The following is a 14,591-nucleotide window of genomic DNA, read 5'->3' as shown; positions in this document are numbered from 1 at the left end:
CATCACGCGTCCGCCTGCCGCAGTACCCAGTGCGCGAAGGTCTGCAGCGGACCGTCGCCCAGTTCCAGCGCGTCGGGCAACACGAGACAGAAGCGCTTGACCACGCCCCGACCGTCGGGCCAGGGCGCCGCGAGCAATCCTTGCGCGATCTCGGCGTCGACATAGAGCCGCGGCACCAGCGCGACGCCGAGCCCGGCCAGCGCCGCCGCGATCAGCATCGAGTACAGATCGTAGCGCGCGCCGGCGGCCGGATTGTTCACCGGCAACCTCGTCTCCTGCACGTACGCCGACCACGCATCAGGTGTCTGGCGCTTGTGCAGGCGCGGCAGCGTGCCCAGCAACGCATCCGGATCCCCGCCCGCGAGCAGCGACGGATGGCAAACCGGCACCAGCACCTCCTCGCACAGCCGGTATGTATGCATGCCGGCCCAGGCCGGATGCTCGAAATGAATCGCCGCATCGAATCCGCTGCCGGCCAGCACGAACGGCTCGGCGCGATCGGCGAAATGCACGGTGACGTTCGGATGCCGCGTCTGGAAATCCTTCAGCCGTGGAATCAGCCAGCGCGTCGCAAACGTCGGCGTCACGGCGATATCCACGCTGCCGCCGTCGCCGGGCTGCCCCATCATGTACTGGCTGTCGCGCTCGAGCCGATCCAGCACTTCGCTAACCTGCGCCGCGTAGCGCGCGCCGTTCGGCGCGACCCGAACGCGGTTGCCGACCCGCTCGAACAGCGACACGCCCAGAAACATCTCCAGCCGGCCGATCTGCCGGCTGATCGCGCCTTCGGTCAGCGCCAACTCGTCGGCAGCACGCGCGAAGCTCCCATGCCGCGCCGCGGCCTCGAATGCCATCAATGCCGAATTGCTCGGAATCCTGCGTCGCGTCACGATTGCTCCCGGTTCGACCCGTGTCGGTCATAGCTTGATCAAATGTCATTGAACGGTGATGAATCATCGTTTTTCGCCTGCTCATCGGCTGATTATCATGACAAAAATTCAACCAGTCGAGCGGCGCCCCACCCCGAAGGCCGCTTGCTACCCGTGGAGGTGTGATGATCTATGCCGTTGAATGCAGCATCGCCGAGCCCGCCGTCGAAGCCGAGTGGAACGACTTCTACAGCCGCGTCAAACTGCCGGCGCTGATTTCCGTGCCCGGCTTTCTCACGTCGCAACGCTTTCGTGCAGTCGGTGGCGACGGCCCCGTCTACCTTGCGCTGCACACGATCGAGAGCGCCGACGTGCTGACCTCGGCCGAGTACCGCGACAACGGCGGCGGCAATTTCGCGCGCTGGCAGCCGCACATCGTCGAGTGGCGCCGCAACGTATACGACAGCGCCGCACCGGCGCCGGCCGTCTCCGGCAATCAATGGCTGGCCGTTTGCGACAACGCTGCCCCGTTCGCACAAGCGGGAATCGCCGCCACGGCCCTGCATGCGATCGCGCTGGATTGCCTGCCGGCCGCTCGCTGGCTGGCCGTGCTGGATCCGGATCAGGCGCGGCTCGCGTCCGGTACCGCGATCAGGCTTTATGCACCGATGGGCGACCGGCTCGTCAGCGCGCGGGCGTCGGCAACGGCACACTGACGGGAGGCCCGCCATGCCCAGCGTCACGATTTTCATTCCCGAGGCGAACATGCCGGCGAACGCGGCGCTCGACGGACTGTCGTCGGCCTGCGAGACGCTCTGCACCGACGTGCTGAGAGCCGCGCCCGGCGCGATTCACGTCGCCTATGTGCCGATCCGGCACGGCCGCGGACATCCGGTCAGCGCGGAGATTCGCTTTCGCATCGCATCGTTTCGCACCACTGAATTGATGGATCGGTTCATGGCCGAACTGGATCGCGAGATTCTCCGCCACACCGGATGCGTCGCACGCATCCGCTGCTTCGGCTACGACACCGCCCACCTTCACGCGCGACATTGACCCATGAACACCCCCATTCCCCGCCTTCTGTTTCCGCGTCGTCAGGTCGGCGATTTCTCCGTGACCGCGATCAGCGACGGCACGCTGACGGCCGGCCTCGACCTGCTGTCGAACATCGACGTGGACGATGCGGCCGGCATCATGCATCGCGCCGGCATCCTCGCGCCGTCGGACGTCAACATCAACTGCTACGTGATACGCGGAAACGGCCGCACCGTGCTCGTCGACACCGGTGCCGGCGGCATCCGGAACTGGGGCGGCCATTTGCGTGCGTCGCTGACGCACGCCGGTATCGATGCAAGCGACATCGACACGATCCTGCTGACGCACGCGCATCCCGACCACATCGGCGGTCTGCTCGACGCGGACGGACAGCCGGCCTTTGCGCAAGCGGCGGTGCTCATTCATGAACGGGAACGCGCGTTCTGGCTGGACGACGACGCGTACGAGCGGGCAAGTGAACGCGCACGCGTCAATTTCCGGATCGCACGGCGGACCTTCGACGCTTACCGCCCGCAACTTCGTACAATCGACGCGGGCGACGTACTGCCCGGCATCGTCGCGGTGCCGCTACCGGGGCACACGCCCGGCCACACCGGCTATCGCGTTGAATCGCACGGCGAGCGCCTGCTGATCTGGGGCGATCTCGTCCATTTCGCGCCGATCCAGGTCGCCCGGCCCGACGTGTCGATCGCGTTCGACCAGGATCCGTCGCAGGCGTCCGCGACGCGCGCGGCCACGCTCGCCGAAGTCGCTTCGGACACCATGTTGATTGCGGGCATGCACCTCGCCGACACGGGCTTCGCACGCATCGCGCGCGCGGATGGCGCAACCGACGGCGCGTATGCGCTCATCGGGGCGGATTGACGGAAACGGCACGCAGGCAGGGCATCGTGCCATCCGGCCTAAGCGGGACTGCGGACCAGCATGCGCCGATACGACACGGGCGCCGGTATCCGGCGCCCGCTCCGTCGCTGCCCGGTCGTCCGGTTCAGCGCCAGTTCGCCTCGTAGAAGCGCACGTAGCCGCTGCGCAGCGTCAGGCATTGCGCGCGCGTTTCGGACAGCAGCCGCCGCGCGGCCGCCTCGATCCGCTCGCGGTGCTGATCGTACGCACCGACCATGTCCTCGAAGCGCGGCGACGCCGCACCGAAATGATCCTCCAGCGCCTCGGCGGTGATCTGACATTGGACGCGCTCGCCATTGACCAACGCCGTGAATCCAAGCATCAGGTCGCGCCCCGAATATTCGGGCTTCTCATTCGTGAAATGAATTTGCATGGGAGCCGCCTATCGGCCGGTAGAAAGCAAATGACCGCGTCCGTCGTCCGCTACCGGCCGGACGAAAACTGTACGCGGGCTCGCCGGCGGATGCACCATCCACGGAGGGTATGGCGCGGACAATGCATGCCGGTTGCATTCCACTTTAGACGGTTTCGCGCAGGAGGCAACATTTACGACGCGCGTCGTTTCGACGCGCATTTCCTCTGACCAGCGCAACATCCGACACCGTTTTCCGAACGGCGTCAGTGAGGGTCGGTGGGCCAGATGTTCAGCGAGATCGCGGCGGTCGTGGCGCCTACCGCAATGGCGGCGGCCCCGTATTGCACCGCGTCGCTCAAGTCGAACAGCAAACCGTGGATCGCCACGGCGATGCCGCCCAGCATGATGAAGGTGGCGATGGCCGCCAGCACGACTCTCAGTTCCGTCCGAACCATGATGCGTCTCCCGAACGGATGCATGTCACGTCGCATGCATGTTGCGATGCGGAACACGGCGCGTGCGTGCTCCGCTTTCATCATTGCAGGCGGGTGCTTAAAAGCAAGGGGTTTTTGTACTCAGTCGCACAACGCGCGCCGCGCTTGTATGATGAGGCGATATCGATGGCGGCGGCCCCGGTGACGGATGGTGCGGTGCAAGGCGGCTAGGTGGGGCGGTTGCGATGCAGGGCCCAAACAAGCGCTGAAGTGCCGGGCTGGGTCGACTGCGAAGCATAGGGCCCCAAGTGAGCGCTGAAGTGCCAAGCTGGGACGACCGCGAAGCATGGGACCAGAGCAAGTGTTGAAGCGCCAACTTGGGCCGACCGCGAAGCATGAGACCAGCGTAAGCGCTAAAGCGCTAACTCTGGCCGACCGCGAAGCATGGGGCCCAAGTAAGCGCTGAAGCGCTAACTTGGGCCGACAGGAGACAAGACATGCCTCAACCTTTCGTGCTGCCCGCCACCGCGGGCCGCAACGACCTGCTCGCGCAGGCGCATGCCCGTTCGACCGCGGTCGGCCTGCGCGCCAACGAGCGCCCCGATTTCTCGCCGCTGTCGCGCCTCGCGCTGCGCGAACTGCTCGACACGAACCACGCCCTGTTCGCGCACGCGCGCCCCGTGATGGAGAACCTGCACGCGCAGATCGCCGACACGCAAAGCCTCGTCCTGCTCACCGATGCCGACGGCGTGATCCTGCACAGCATCGGTGACGCGGACTTCATCGAGAAAGCCAACCGCGTCGCGCTGTGCACCGGCGTTTCGTGGGCCGAAGGCGCGCGCGGCACCAACGCGATCGGCACCGCGCTCGCGTCGGGCCAGGCGCTCGCCGTGCATGGGTCCGAACACTTCCTGCGCGCGAACCATATCCTCACCTGCTCGTGCGCGCCGATCATCGACCCGTTCGGCCGCACGCTCGGCACGCTCGACGTGAGCGGCGACCCGCGCGGCTTCAGCCCCCATACGCTCGCGCTCGTGCGGATGTCCGCGCAGCTGATCGAGAACCACCTGTTCGCGAACCAGTGCGCGGAAGCGCTGCGGCTGCGCTTCCATGCACACGAGGATTGCGTCGACTCGCTGTTTGCCGGGCTCGTCGCGTTTGGCCCCGATGGCGGGCTGATCGCCGCGAATCGCAGCGCGCAATTCCAGCTCGGCGCCACGTTCGATGCGTTGCAGCATCACGGCTGCGACGCCCTGTTCGGCATGCACTTCGGCCAGCTCGCGCAGCAGGCGGCCCGCGCCGCCGGCGCCCCGTTCCGCCTCACGCTGTCGACCGGCGTGCGCGTGCTCGCGCGCTGCGAATTCGCGGAAGCGCACAAGACGGCGATCGCCGTCTCGCCGCCAGCCCCCGCCGTGCGCATGCGCGCGCCGGACCCCGACGCCATCACGTTCGCGACGCTCGACACCGGCGATGCGCGGATGGCCGCCGTGCTCGAACGCGTCGCGAAGATCCGCGGGCGCGACCTGCCGCTGCTGATCCTCGGCCAGACCGGCACCGGCAAGGAATGGCTCGCGCGTGCGCTGCATCAGGCGTCGCCGCGCGCGGACGGCCCGTTCGTCGCGGTCAACTGCGCGGCGCTGCCGGACTCGCTGATCGAGGCCGAACTGTTCGGCTACGAGGACGGCGCGTTCACCGGCGCGCGCAAGCGCGGCAGCCCCGGCAAGATCGCGCAGGCCGACGGCGGCACGCTGTTTCTCGACGAAATCGGCGACATGCCGCTCGCGCAGCAGGTCAGACTGATGCGCGTGCTGCAGGAGCGCGCGGTGATGCCGCTCGGCGGCGCACGCGCGGTGCCGGTCGACGTGCGTGTGGTCTGCGCGACCCACCGCGACCTGCGCGCGATGATAGCGGAGGGCACGTTCCGCGAAGACTTGTTCTACCGGATCAACGGACTCGCAGTCACGCTGCCGGCGCTCGCCGCACGCACCGACCTGCCCGCACTGGTCGAGCGGATCCTCGCGCGGCTCGCCCGCAGCGAACCGATGCCGGGCCGCGTCGCGGCCGACGTGCTCGAGGCGTTCATGCGGCACCGCTGGCCCGGCAATCTGCGGCAAATGACCAACGTGCTGCGTACGGCCGGCATGCTCGCCGAGGACGAACCCGAAATCACGCTCGCGCACTTGCCCGACGATTTCTGGCTCGACTGCGACGACTCGCCCGCGGCGAAAGCCGCACCGGCCGATACGCGCGCAACGACGACGCTGCAGAGCCATCAGGCCGCGGTGATCGACGCGGTGCTCGCGCGGCATGGCGGCAACGTATCGGCCGCCGCGCGTGAGCTCGGGCTCGCGCGCAATACCGTGTACCGTTACCTGCGGCGACACTGACGTCGGGGCCGGCCGCGGGCGGCTTCGGGTATGCTTGGCGCTTGCCTTGCCTTGTTGCCGCCGCGCCGCCCGCTTCGACCCATGACCGATCCCGCCTCCCCGCCTCTCGTGCGCATCGAGCCGCTCGGCGCGACGTTCGACGCCCCCGATTCGCTGACGCTGCTCGAGGCCGCCGCATTCGCGCACGTCCGCCTGCCGCGCTCGTGCCGCAACGGCACGTGTCGAAGTTGCCTGTGCAGGATCGTCAGCGGAAGCGTACGCTACACGATCGAATGGCCGGGGCTCTCCCGCGAGGAAAAGGCCGACGGCTATACGCTGCCGTGCGTGGCCGTCGCGACCTCCGATGTCGTGCTCGACGTGCCCGATGCACAGATGATCGACTGAATGCGGCGCGTGGCCGCGCGCCGTCCTGCAACGATGATGCCTGTCTGGAGAACGTGATGACCCAGCCAACCGATCGCATCGAGAAACAAACCCTGCTTGCCGCGCCGCTGGCGCGCGTGTGGGAAGCCGTCAGCAATGCCGGGGAATTCGGCACCTGGTTCGGCGTGACGTTCGACGGGCCGTTCGCGGCTGGCCAGTCGATGTTCGGCCGCATCACGCCCACGCTCGTCGACGACGACGTCGCCAAGGCACAGGAGCCATACGCGGGCACGGTATTCGAAATCGTCGTCGATCGCATCGAGCCGAAGCAACTGTTCTCCTTTCGCTGGCATCCGTTCGCGATCGATCCGAACTTCGACTACGCGTCCGAGCCGATGACGCTCGTCACCTTCACGCTCGCGGAAACCAACGGCGGCACGCTGCTGACGGTCACCGAAACGGGTTTCGATCAATTGATCGAAGCGCGCCGTGCGAAGGCGCGCGAGATGAACGACCAGGGCTGGGCCGCACAGATGATGCTGATCACGAAATATCTGGCGAAGCATGCCTAGCGCGCCACCACGCCGCACGCCCCGGCCGACATGCGCATCGACGTGCGTGGCATAATCCGCTCCATCGTCGCCCTTACGCCGCCGCGCACCGCATGCTGAGTCGTCGACTCCGGAAGATCGTCAGTCTGATCGGGATGCTCGCCATCCTGATGACCGCGCTCGCGCCGACGATCTCGCAGGCGCTGACCACGCACGAGCGCGTCGACGCGCTGCTTGCCGGTTACTGCACGGCCGGCCCGGCTGGCGGCGACCACGCCGGCGATGCGTCGTCGAAGCGCCTGCAGGCCCATCTGCAGGCTTGCGGCTACTGCAACCTGCTGGCCCATACGCCTGCCCTGCCCGTGCCCGAACTCACGTTCGCCGCCCACGTCCACCCCCTCCAGCATCGCGCGGCCACCCGCTTCGAAAGCCTGCGCCGCGCGCTGCCGCTCACGGCCGCGCAACCGCGCGCCCCGCCGCTCGCGTCCTGATTCGTCGTCACCGCGCGTGATGCCGTAGCGCATCGCGCCGTCCGCACGCACGTTGCGCGTGCATGCCGTGCACGTTTCGAAGGACGCTCATGTTCGACCCTATTGCTCGCGCCGACGTGCCGTGCACGCGCTCGCCCGCTTTCGGCGTTCGCGCATGCACGAACCCGCCGCCGCACGTCGAACGCATCGTTCTCCTTGTCATTTCCAACAGGATCATCCCGTCATGAAAACCACTGCATTCCTGCGCGGCGCACTCGTCGCACTCGGCTTCGTCATCGCACAGGCCGCTCATGCGCACGCGCACCCGAAAACCATGGAACCGGCCGCCGACGCCACGTTGTCGAGCGCGCCGCACGAGGTCGCGATCGACTTCAGCGAAACGCTCGAGCCTGCATTCAGTTCGATCGCGGTCACCGACAGCCACGGCCAGTCGGTCGCCGACGGGAAATCTGCGGTCGCCGACGGGAAATCTGCGGTCGACGCCGGCAACCGGAAGCGGATGCATGTCGCGTTGACCAATCTTTCGGCCGGCACGTATACGGTCGCGTGGGTCGCGGTGGCGAGCGACGGCCATCGCACGCAGGGCCGCTATACGTTCACGCTGAAGTAACGCATACGCGCCTCGCGCGGCACGCTTCCCTACCCGATCAGGAACACACTCGATGAAACGCTCGATTCCGACCAGCCTGCTGTTCGCACTGCTCGCGCTGCAGGCGCCCGCCACGTTCGCCGCGTCGACCGTACAGGCCGATGCGTGCTGGATCCGCACGATGCCGGCGACGGTGCCGTCGTCCGGCTACTTCACGCTGAAGAACGACGGCGACAAGCCCGCCACCCTCACGAGCATCGATACGCCCGCATTCGGGATGGCGATGATCCACGAAACGCAGACGGCCGGCAGTACCGCGAAGATGGTTCACGTCGACGCGGTCGACGTGCCCGCGCACGGCACGGTCACATTCAAGCCGAAGAGCTATCACGTGATGCTGGAAGAGCCGCGCCAGCCGGTCGCGCCCGGCGCGAAGGTGCCGTTCCGGCTGCATTTCGCCGGCGGCTCGACGGTGTCCGTAACCTGCGACGCGAAGGCGCCGTCCTACGCCGGCCAGTAACGCCGTATACGCAACGACCGAGGGGAAACGCACATGAGCAAAGAACGCTTGCCGCTGGCTGACTTGATCGTCCGCTATCGGACGCCGCTGAATATCGCCGTGTTGATCGTCTGCGGGTTATGGGCGGCGTGGATCGCGTGGATCACGCGGCCGGCCGCGATCGATACGCCGTCGTCGATCGCTGCGTACTGCGTGCGCGGCGGGAGCTGATCGCCGGCGCCGCAACGCAACGCCGTCAGGCCGTCGACGCAGCCAATACGGCCGACACCTCGCCGAACGAAGGCCGCGCATCGATATCCTCGTTCAGGCAGGCGGCCGCCAGCGCGTCGAGTGCGTGCGAACCTTCCCGTGCACGCGGCTCGCAGCGCGCCAGCAGCTCGCCGAGCAGATAACCGAACGCCCTGACTTCCAGCCGTTCGAGCCGCGCCGCGCGCGCGCGATCGTTCACGTCGTAGACCGACGCCGCGCCGAAATCGCCGAGCAACGCACCGCCTGCGCCGTCGTGCAGGATGTTGTGCGCGTACAGGTCGCCGTGCATGATGCCGCGCGCATGCAGATGCGCGGCGACCGACGCGATGCCAAGCGCGATCCGCGCTGCCGCGGCAGGCTCGAATCGCGCGTCGGCCGCATACACGTCGCGCGTACAGGACACGAAGCTCGGCGGCCCGGCGAGGTTCGTCAGCGCCGGATCGACCAGTTCCATCACGAGCCCGTGCGTGCCGTCCGGATGACCGCGTACCTTGCCGATCACCGGAATCATGTTCGGGTGGCGCCCGGCGTGCAGGCAGGCGGCCATTTCGCAGTCGGGCAGGCCGTCGCTCGTCACCGCGCCTTTGAACAGCTTCACCGCGACCGCTCGCGGCGCGTGGCGGTCCGGGCGCCACTGCGCGCGGTAGATGACGCCCGATGCGCCTTCCCCGAGCTTCTGGTCGCAGGTGAGTGACGTCCAGTCGATGTCCGCGACGCCCGGCTCGGCCGACGCGGCGGCCTCCGGCGCGGCACCGAACGGGTTACCCGCGGACGCGAGCCATGCGAGGCGCGGCAGACGCAGCAGCCAGTCCGGCAGCGCGTCGAGCCGGTTCGCGGACAGCCGGACCAGTTCGAGCGAACGGCACGCGGCCATTTCGGCGGGCAATGCACGCAGCCGGTTGCCCGCGAGCATCAGCTTCTGCAAGCGCGAACAATCGCCGATCTCGGCGGGCAGTGCGTCGATTCCGTTATCGGTCAGGATCAGCCAGCGCAGCGCGCGCGGCAGCGAACCGCGCGGCACCGTGCGGATCCGGTTCGCCTTGAAGCCGATCATGTCGAGCTGCGCACACGTGCCGAGGACTTCGGGGAATTCGGTGAAGCCGTTGCCGGACGCGAACAGGATGCGCAGGCGATGCAGCCGCGACAGGTCGTCCGGCAGCGTGGACAGCGCATTGCCGGAAAGGTCGAGCACTTCGAGCGTGTGGGCCAGATCAAAGATCTCGCGCGGAAATTCGGTCAGCCCGCACGCGAGCTTGAGTTGCCGGGCGCCCGCCAGCTGGCCGGTCTGAAGTTGTTCGAGGGTCGTCGTCACGGGGAGAAAAACGGTTTGCGGTTGCGATGATCGTCGGATCGATCCGACGAATTTTACCGGGATCGCAATCGCCTCCTCGCGATCGTGTCACACCCCCTTCACAAATGCGCAATGTGACGCTAGAATTGCGCCCCTGCAGTGCCGACGTGGTGAAATTGGTAGACACGCTATCTTGAGGGGGTAGTGGCGAAAGCTGTGCGAGTTCGAGTCTCGCCGTCGGCACCAAACATGGTTTCTCCGTGTTTCGGGCATGTGCAAAAAACCGCGACAGCGCAACGCTTCGCGGTTTTTTTGTTTCCAGGACGTTGCCCAGGCCGTTATCCGACCCACGATCTGATATTCGCGCGCATCGCGCCGACCGAGATCCCATAGCGCTCGTGCAGCGTCGGCAACGCGCCCGCGGCGAGATACGCATCCGGGAGCGCGATCTGGCGGAATGGTGCGGCAACGCCGGCGCCGAGCAATGCAGTCGCCACCGCTTCGCCGAGCCCGCCGATCACCGTATGGTTCTCCGCGACGATCACCATGCGTCCCTTGCGCGATGCCTCGCGAACGATGGTCGCCGTATCGAGCGGCTTGATCGTCGGCACGTGCAGCACGGCCACATCGACGCGATCCGCCTCAAGCGCCTTCGCAACCTCGAGCGCGCGCATCGTCATGATCCCGGACGAGATCAGCAGCACGTCGTTGCCGTCGCGCAGCAGCTTGGCCTTGCCGAGTTCGAAACGGTAATCGTATTCGTCGAGCACGACCGGCACGTTCCCACGCAGCAGGCGCGCGTATACCGGCCCGTTGTGCGCGGCAATCGCCGGCACCATCTGCTCGATGTCGAGCGCGTCGCACGGATCGATCACCGTCATGTTCGGCATCGCACGCATCAGCGCGAGGTCCTCTGCCGCTTGATGACTCGGCCCGTAGCCGGTCGTGAGTCCCGGCAACGCACACACCAGCTTCACATCGAGATTGTCCTCGGCAATCGCCTGGTGAATGAAGTCGTATGCCCGGCGTGTCGCGAACACCGCATAGGTCGTGACGAACGGCTGCGCACCTTCGTGCGCGAACCCGGCGGCGGCGCCCATCAGCAATTGCTCCGCCATGCCCATCTGGTAGTAACGCTCCGGAAATTCCTTCGCGAAAATGTGCAGGTCGGTGTACTTGCCAAGATCGGCCGTCATACCGATCACGTTGCCGTTCGCGCGTGCAAGACTCGCCAGCGCATGGCCGAACGGGGCGGAGCGCGTCGCCTGCCCGTCGGCCGCGATCGACGCGATCATCGCGGAAGTCTTCAGGCGTGGCTTGTTGTCGACGGTACTCATGCGTGTCTCCCTGCTTCGAGTGCGTCGAGCGCGAGCTTCCACTCGTGTGCGTCGACGCGAATGAAATGGCTCTTCTCGCGTGCTTCGAGGAACGGCACGCCGCACCCCATCTTCGTGTCGCAGACGACGATGCGCGGCTGCGGCTTGGCATGCCCGCGCGCATTGTCGAACGCGCGCTTCACCGCATCGATGTCGTTGCCGTCGACGCGTTGCACGTACCAGCCGAACGCCTCGAGCTTGTCGACCAGCGGCTCGAACGCCATGACTTGCGTCGACGGGCCATCGGCCTGCTGGTTGTTCACGTCGACGATCGCGATCAGGTTGTCGAGCTTCCAGTGCGCGGCCGACATGAGCCCCTCCCAGATCGCGCCTTCGTCGAGTTCGCCGTCCGAAAACAGCGTGTAGACGAACGCATCCGAGCCCTTGCGCTTGAGACCGAGACAACGGCCGACCGCAATCGTCAGGCCCTGCCCGAGCGAACCGCCGGACATCTCCATCCCGGGCGTGTAGCTCGCCATTCCGGACATCGGCAAGCGACTGTCGTCGCTGCCGTAGGTTTCGAGTTCGTCGGCAGGCAGGATGCCGGCTTCGAACAGCGCCGCGTACAGCGCGATCGCATAGTGGCCGTTCGACAGCAGGAAGCGGTCGCGCCCTTCCCACTCGGGATCGTCGGGGCGATAACGCATCGCGCCGAAATACGCGACGGCCAGCACGTCGGCGATGTCGAGCGCCTGGCCGACATAGCCCTGGCCCTGGACTTCGCCCATCAGCACGGCGTTTCTTCGGATGCGGTATGCGCGCTCGGCGAGCGTGACCGCTTCATGGACAGTTTCGGTATCCATCGATAACTCCAGTGTTGGTTCGGAAGGAATGCAGGTGAATCAGCGGTTGACGGATCTGGGCACCAGGAACACCAGCAGTGCGCCGACCGTGATCGCGGCGGAGATGAAGAGCAGCCCCGCGGTGGACTTGCCGGTCAGATCGTTCAGCCAGCCGACGATCGCCGGGGAAAAGAAGCCCGCGAGGTTCGCGAAGCAGTTGACCGCGGCGATCCCGGCGGCTGCCGACATCCCGCCCAGCAGCGCCGTCGGCAGCGACCAGAACTGCGACGACGACGCGAGGATGCCGGCGGACGCAATGCTCAGGCACACGATCGACGCACCGACGCTGCCGAGCAGCGGCAACGTCGCGAAGCCCGCCGCGGCGATCAGCATCGGCGCCGCCAGATGGAAGCGGCGCTCACGGCGGCGATCCGCACTCATGCCGATCAGCGGCAGCGCGACGATTGCACATGCATACGGAACCGCGGTGAACAGGCCGACCCACAGCGGATCGGCTACGCCGGCCTTGCGAATGATCGTGGGCAGCCAGAACGTGAGCCCGTACTGCCCGAGCACGACGCAGAAATAGATTGCGGCCATCAACCACAGGCGGCGGTCGGCGACGAATGCACGAATCGACAGGTGGGCGGTCGTGTGCTCGGCATCCGCCGACACGTTGCGCGTCAGCAAGGCCTTTTCGGCGTCGGTCAGCCATTTCGCGCCGGCGATGCCGTCGTCGAGATACAGCAGGATCGCGAAGCCGAGCACCAACGAAGGCAGCGCCTCGAGCAGGAACAGCCACTTCCAGCCCGCCATCGACATCGCGCCGTGCAGCGAGTGCATGATCGCGCCCGACAGCGGGCCGCCGATGATCCCGGCGAGCGGAATCGCCATGAAGAACATCGACAGCGCCTTCGCGCGACGCGCCGACGGAAACCAGTACGTGAGGTACAGGATCACGCCCGGCGCAAAACCCGCCTCGGCGACGCCGAGCAAGAACCGCAGCGCATAGAATGCGCCGGGCGACTTGACGAACACGAAGCTGGCGGAAATCACGGCCCACGTCAGCATGATGCGCGCGAGCCAGCGGCGTGCGCCGACGCGATGCAGGATCAGGTTGCTCGGGACTTCGAACAGAAAGTAGCCGAGAAAGAAGATGCCTGCGCCCATCCCGTATACCGTCTCGCTGAAGCGCAGGTCGTTGAGCATCTGCAGTTTCGCGAATCCGACGTTGACGCGGTCGAGATACGCGCCCAGGTAGCACAACATCAGGAACGGGATCAGCCGGCGCGCGACCTTCGCATAAGTGGCCGCCTCGAAGGTCCGTGCATCGTCCCGTTGCAGCATCTCGCCCTGAACCGGCGATGCGGGGTACTTTGCTCTCATCTTTGTCTCCTGCCATGGCCCCGGGTTGTCCCGGGTGCATGATGGTCGGCGCCGCGCGCTTCGCGGCGCCGTTCTCAGTGAATCAGCATCCCGCCATTGACGTCGAGCGTGATGCCCGTCAGGTAGCTCGACAGGTCGCTCAGCAGGAACAGGCACGCATTGGCGACATCGGCGGCATCGCCGAGGCGGCCGAGCGGAATGCCCTTGATGATCTCCTCGCGCATTTCCGGTGTCAGCTTGTCCCCGGTGATGTCGGTCTGGATCAGGCCCGGCGTGATCGAATTGATACGGATATGGTCGGCGCCGAATTCACGTGCCATCGCCTTCGCGAGGCCTAGCACGCCGGCCTTGGCGGCGCTGTAGTGCGGCCCGCCGAAGATGCCGCCGCCGCGCTGCGCGGACACCGACGACATGCAGACGATGCTGCCGCCCCGCTGCTCCTTCATCGCGGGCAGCACCGCTTGCGACATGTACAGCGTGCCGCGCAGGTTCACGTCGACGATCGCATCGAAGTCGCGCCCGGAGATGTCCAGCGTGCGCACGGGCTGCGTGATGCCGGCGTTGTTCACGAGGCCGTCGATGCGCCCATAGCGCTCCAGCGTCGCGCGGGCCGCGGCCACGCACGCATCGCGATCGGTCACGTCGCAAGCCAGCCCGAGATGGTTCGTCCCGAGTTCGGCGGCAGCCGCCTCGGCGTCTTCGCGACGAAGGTCGAGAATCGCAATGCGCGCGCCGTGGGCGGCGAGCGCGCGGGCAGTGGCCTTGCCGATGCCGCGCGGCGACGCCGCGCCGGTCACGATGATGGTCTTGTTGTCGAGCAACATCGTTCGTCTCCTGTGTTGATGTATGTCCAGAGTGTCGGCTCGCCCGACACCCGCATCAACGCGGAAACGCTCAGCCATAGTTGAGAAAATTTCAGATGACGCCGCGTAGCCCGTCGCGGCGTGCTGCAAAGCAATATTGCGGCCAGACCGGAGGCGCTTCGC

The 14,591-nt window shown here is 66.7% G+C and carries 18 protein-coding genes and 1 tRNA gene; 11 read left to right on the top strand and 8 right to left on the bottom strand.

Going from position 1 to position 14,591, the window contains the following annotated elements; translation table 11 throughout:
* Positions 1–2: 2 nt before the first annotated feature.
* The gene (locus FFI87_RS19970) at positions 3–854 is read right to left on the bottom strand and encodes a LysR substrate-binding domain-containing protein (RefSeq protein WP_138850221.1); all 852 of its coding nucleotides are present in this window, start codon (positions 852–854) and stop codon (positions 3–5) included.
* 200 nt (positions 855–1,054) lie between these two features.
* On the opposite strand from FFI87_RS19970, the gene FFI87_RS19965 reads away from it, so the two are divergent.
* From FFI87_RS19965 to FFI87_RS19955, 3 genes are read left to right on the top strand one after another with little or no spacing between them, the layout of a single operon-like run.
* Positions 1,055–1,585, top strand: coding sequence for a sugar ABC transporter (locus FFI87_RS19965; protein WP_138849392.1), 531 nt, complete (start codon positions 1,055–1,057; stop codon positions 1,583–1,585).
* Positions 1,586–1,598: 13 nt separating this feature from the next.
* Complete coding sequence (locus FFI87_RS19960) at positions 1,599–1,925, top strand: hypothetical protein (protein ID WP_138849393.1); 327 nt, start codon at positions 1,599–1,601, stop codon at positions 1,923–1,925.
* A 3-nt stretch (positions 1,926–1,928) separates the two neighbouring features.
* Positions 1,929–2,792, top strand: coding sequence for an MBL fold metallo-hydrolase (locus tag FFI87_RS19955; protein ID WP_138849394.1), 864 nt, complete (start codon positions 1,929–1,931; stop codon positions 2,790–2,792).
* 124 nt (positions 2,793–2,916) lie between these two features.
* On the opposite strand, the gene FFI87_RS19950 is transcribed toward FFI87_RS19955, so the two are convergent.
* Together FFI87_RS19950 and FFI87_RS19945 are read right to left on the bottom strand one after the other, a co-directional pair.
* Complete coding sequence (locus FFI87_RS19950) at positions 2,917–3,204, bottom strand: DUF1488 domain-containing protein (protein ID WP_011659381.1); 288 nt, start codon at positions 3,202–3,204, stop codon at positions 2,917–2,919.
* A 245-nt stretch (positions 3,205–3,449) separates the two neighbouring features.
* Positions 3,450–3,641: a DUF2964 family protein gene (locus tag FFI87_RS19945; protein WP_006757700.1), complete on the bottom strand. Its 192-nt coding sequence runs from the start codon at positions 3,639–3,641 to the stop codon at positions 3,450–3,452.
* Between the two features lie 476 nt (positions 3,642–4,117).
* On the opposite strand from FFI87_RS19945, the gene FFI87_RS19940 reads away from it, so the two are divergent.
* The 7 genes from FFI87_RS19940 to FFI87_RS34535 all read left to right on the top strand — a co-directional run bounded on the left by FFI87_RS19940 (position 4,118) and on the right by FFI87_RS34535 (position 8,731).
* Positions 4,118–6,007 (top strand): sigma-54-dependent Fis family transcriptional regulator, encoded by a 1,890-nt coding sequence (locus FFI87_RS19940; RefSeq protein ID WP_138849395.1) that lies wholly within the window; start codon positions 4,118–4,120, stop codon positions 6,005–6,007.
* A gap of 81 nt (positions 6,008–6,088) precedes the next feature.
* Positions 6,089–6,391 (top strand): 2Fe-2S iron-sulfur cluster-binding protein, encoded by a 303-nt coding sequence (locus FFI87_RS19935; protein ID WP_012366648.1) that lies wholly within the window; start codon positions 6,089–6,091, stop codon positions 6,389–6,391.
* A gap of 56 nt (positions 6,392–6,447) precedes the next feature.
* Positions 6,448–6,942: an SRPBCC family protein gene (locus FFI87_RS19930; protein WP_138849396.1), complete on the top strand. Its 495-nt coding sequence runs from the start codon at positions 6,448–6,450 to the stop codon at positions 6,940–6,942.
* Between the two features lie 92 nt (positions 6,943–7,034).
* On the top strand, positions 7,035–7,412 hold the full coding sequence (locus FFI87_RS19925; RefSeq protein ID WP_138849397.1) for a DUF2946 domain-containing protein: 378 nt from the start codon (positions 7,035–7,037) through the stop codon (positions 7,410–7,412).
* Positions 7,413–7,635: 223 nt separating this feature from the next.
* Positions 7,636–8,022, top strand: a complete 387-nt coding sequence (copC, locus tag FFI87_RS19920; RefSeq protein WP_138849398.1) for a copper homeostasis periplasmic binding protein CopC — start codon at positions 7,636–7,638, stop codon at positions 8,020–8,022.
* A gap of 52 nt (positions 8,023–8,074) precedes the next feature.
* Positions 8,075–8,521, top strand: coding sequence for a copper chaperone PCu(A)C (locus tag FFI87_RS19915; protein WP_138849399.1), 447 nt, complete (start codon positions 8,075–8,077; stop codon positions 8,519–8,521).
* Positions 8,522–8,554: 33 nt separating this feature from the next.
* Positions 8,555–8,731 carry a hypothetical protein gene (locus FFI87_RS34535; protein ID WP_166488188.1) on the top strand — a complete coding sequence of 59 codons (177 nt, stop codon included), beginning with the start codon at positions 8,555–8,557 and terminating at the stop codon, positions 8,729–8,731.
* 25 nt (positions 8,732–8,756) lie between these two features.
* Here FFI87_RS34535 and FFI87_RS19910 read toward each other — a convergent pair whose 3' ends face one another.
* A complete protein-coding gene (locus FFI87_RS19910; protein ID WP_138849400.1) occupies positions 8,757–10,082 on the bottom strand; it encodes a leucine-rich repeat-containing protein kinase family protein in 1,326 nt (441 codons plus the stop codon).
* 140 nt (positions 10,083–10,222) lie between these two features.
* On the opposite strand from FFI87_RS19910, the gene FFI87_RS19905 reads away from it, so the two are divergent.
* Positions 10,223–10,307, top strand: a tRNA-Leu gene (locus FFI87_RS19905).
* Positions 10,308–10,399: 92 nt separating this feature from the next.
* Here FFI87_RS19905 and FFI87_RS19900 read toward each other — a convergent pair.
* The 4 genes from FFI87_RS19900 to FFI87_RS19885 all read right to left on the bottom strand — a co-directional run bounded on the left by FFI87_RS19900 (position 10,400) and on the right by FFI87_RS19885 (position 14,429).
* Positions 10,400–11,398 carry a transketolase family protein gene (locus tag FFI87_RS19900; RefSeq protein ID WP_138849401.1) on the bottom strand — a complete coding sequence of 333 codons (999 nt, stop codon included), beginning with the start codon at positions 11,396–11,398 and terminating at the stop codon, positions 10,400–10,402.
* A complete protein-coding gene (locus tag FFI87_RS19895) occupies positions 11,395–12,240 on the bottom strand; it encodes a transketolase (protein WP_138849402.1) in 846 nt (281 codons plus the stop codon). The genes FFI87_RS19900 and FFI87_RS19895 overlap by 4 nt, the downstream gene beginning before the upstream one ends.
* Positions 12,241–12,279: 39 nt before the next feature.
* The gene (locus FFI87_RS19890; protein WP_012366657.1) at positions 12,280–13,605 is read right to left on the bottom strand and encodes an MFS transporter; all 1,326 of its coding nucleotides are present in this window, start codon (positions 13,603–13,605) and stop codon (positions 12,280–12,282) included.
* A 74-nt stretch (positions 13,606–13,679) separates the two neighbouring features.
* The gene (locus tag FFI87_RS19885) at positions 13,680–14,429 is read right to left on the bottom strand and encodes an SDR family NAD(P)-dependent oxidoreductase (RefSeq protein WP_138849403.1); all 750 of its coding nucleotides are present in this window, start codon (positions 14,427–14,429) and stop codon (positions 13,680–13,682) included.
* Positions 14,430–14,591: the final 162 nt, after the last annotated feature.

Origin of the sequence: Burkholderia sp. KBS0801, from assembly GCF_005937855.2 — a bacterium.
Taxonomy (GTDB): Bacteria; Pseudomonadota; Gammaproteobacteria; order Burkholderiales; family Burkholderiaceae; genus Burkholderia; species Burkholderia ambifaria.
Note: the sequence above shows the minus strand (reverse complement) of the source record. Positions and strands in the feature narration are given on the sequence as shown.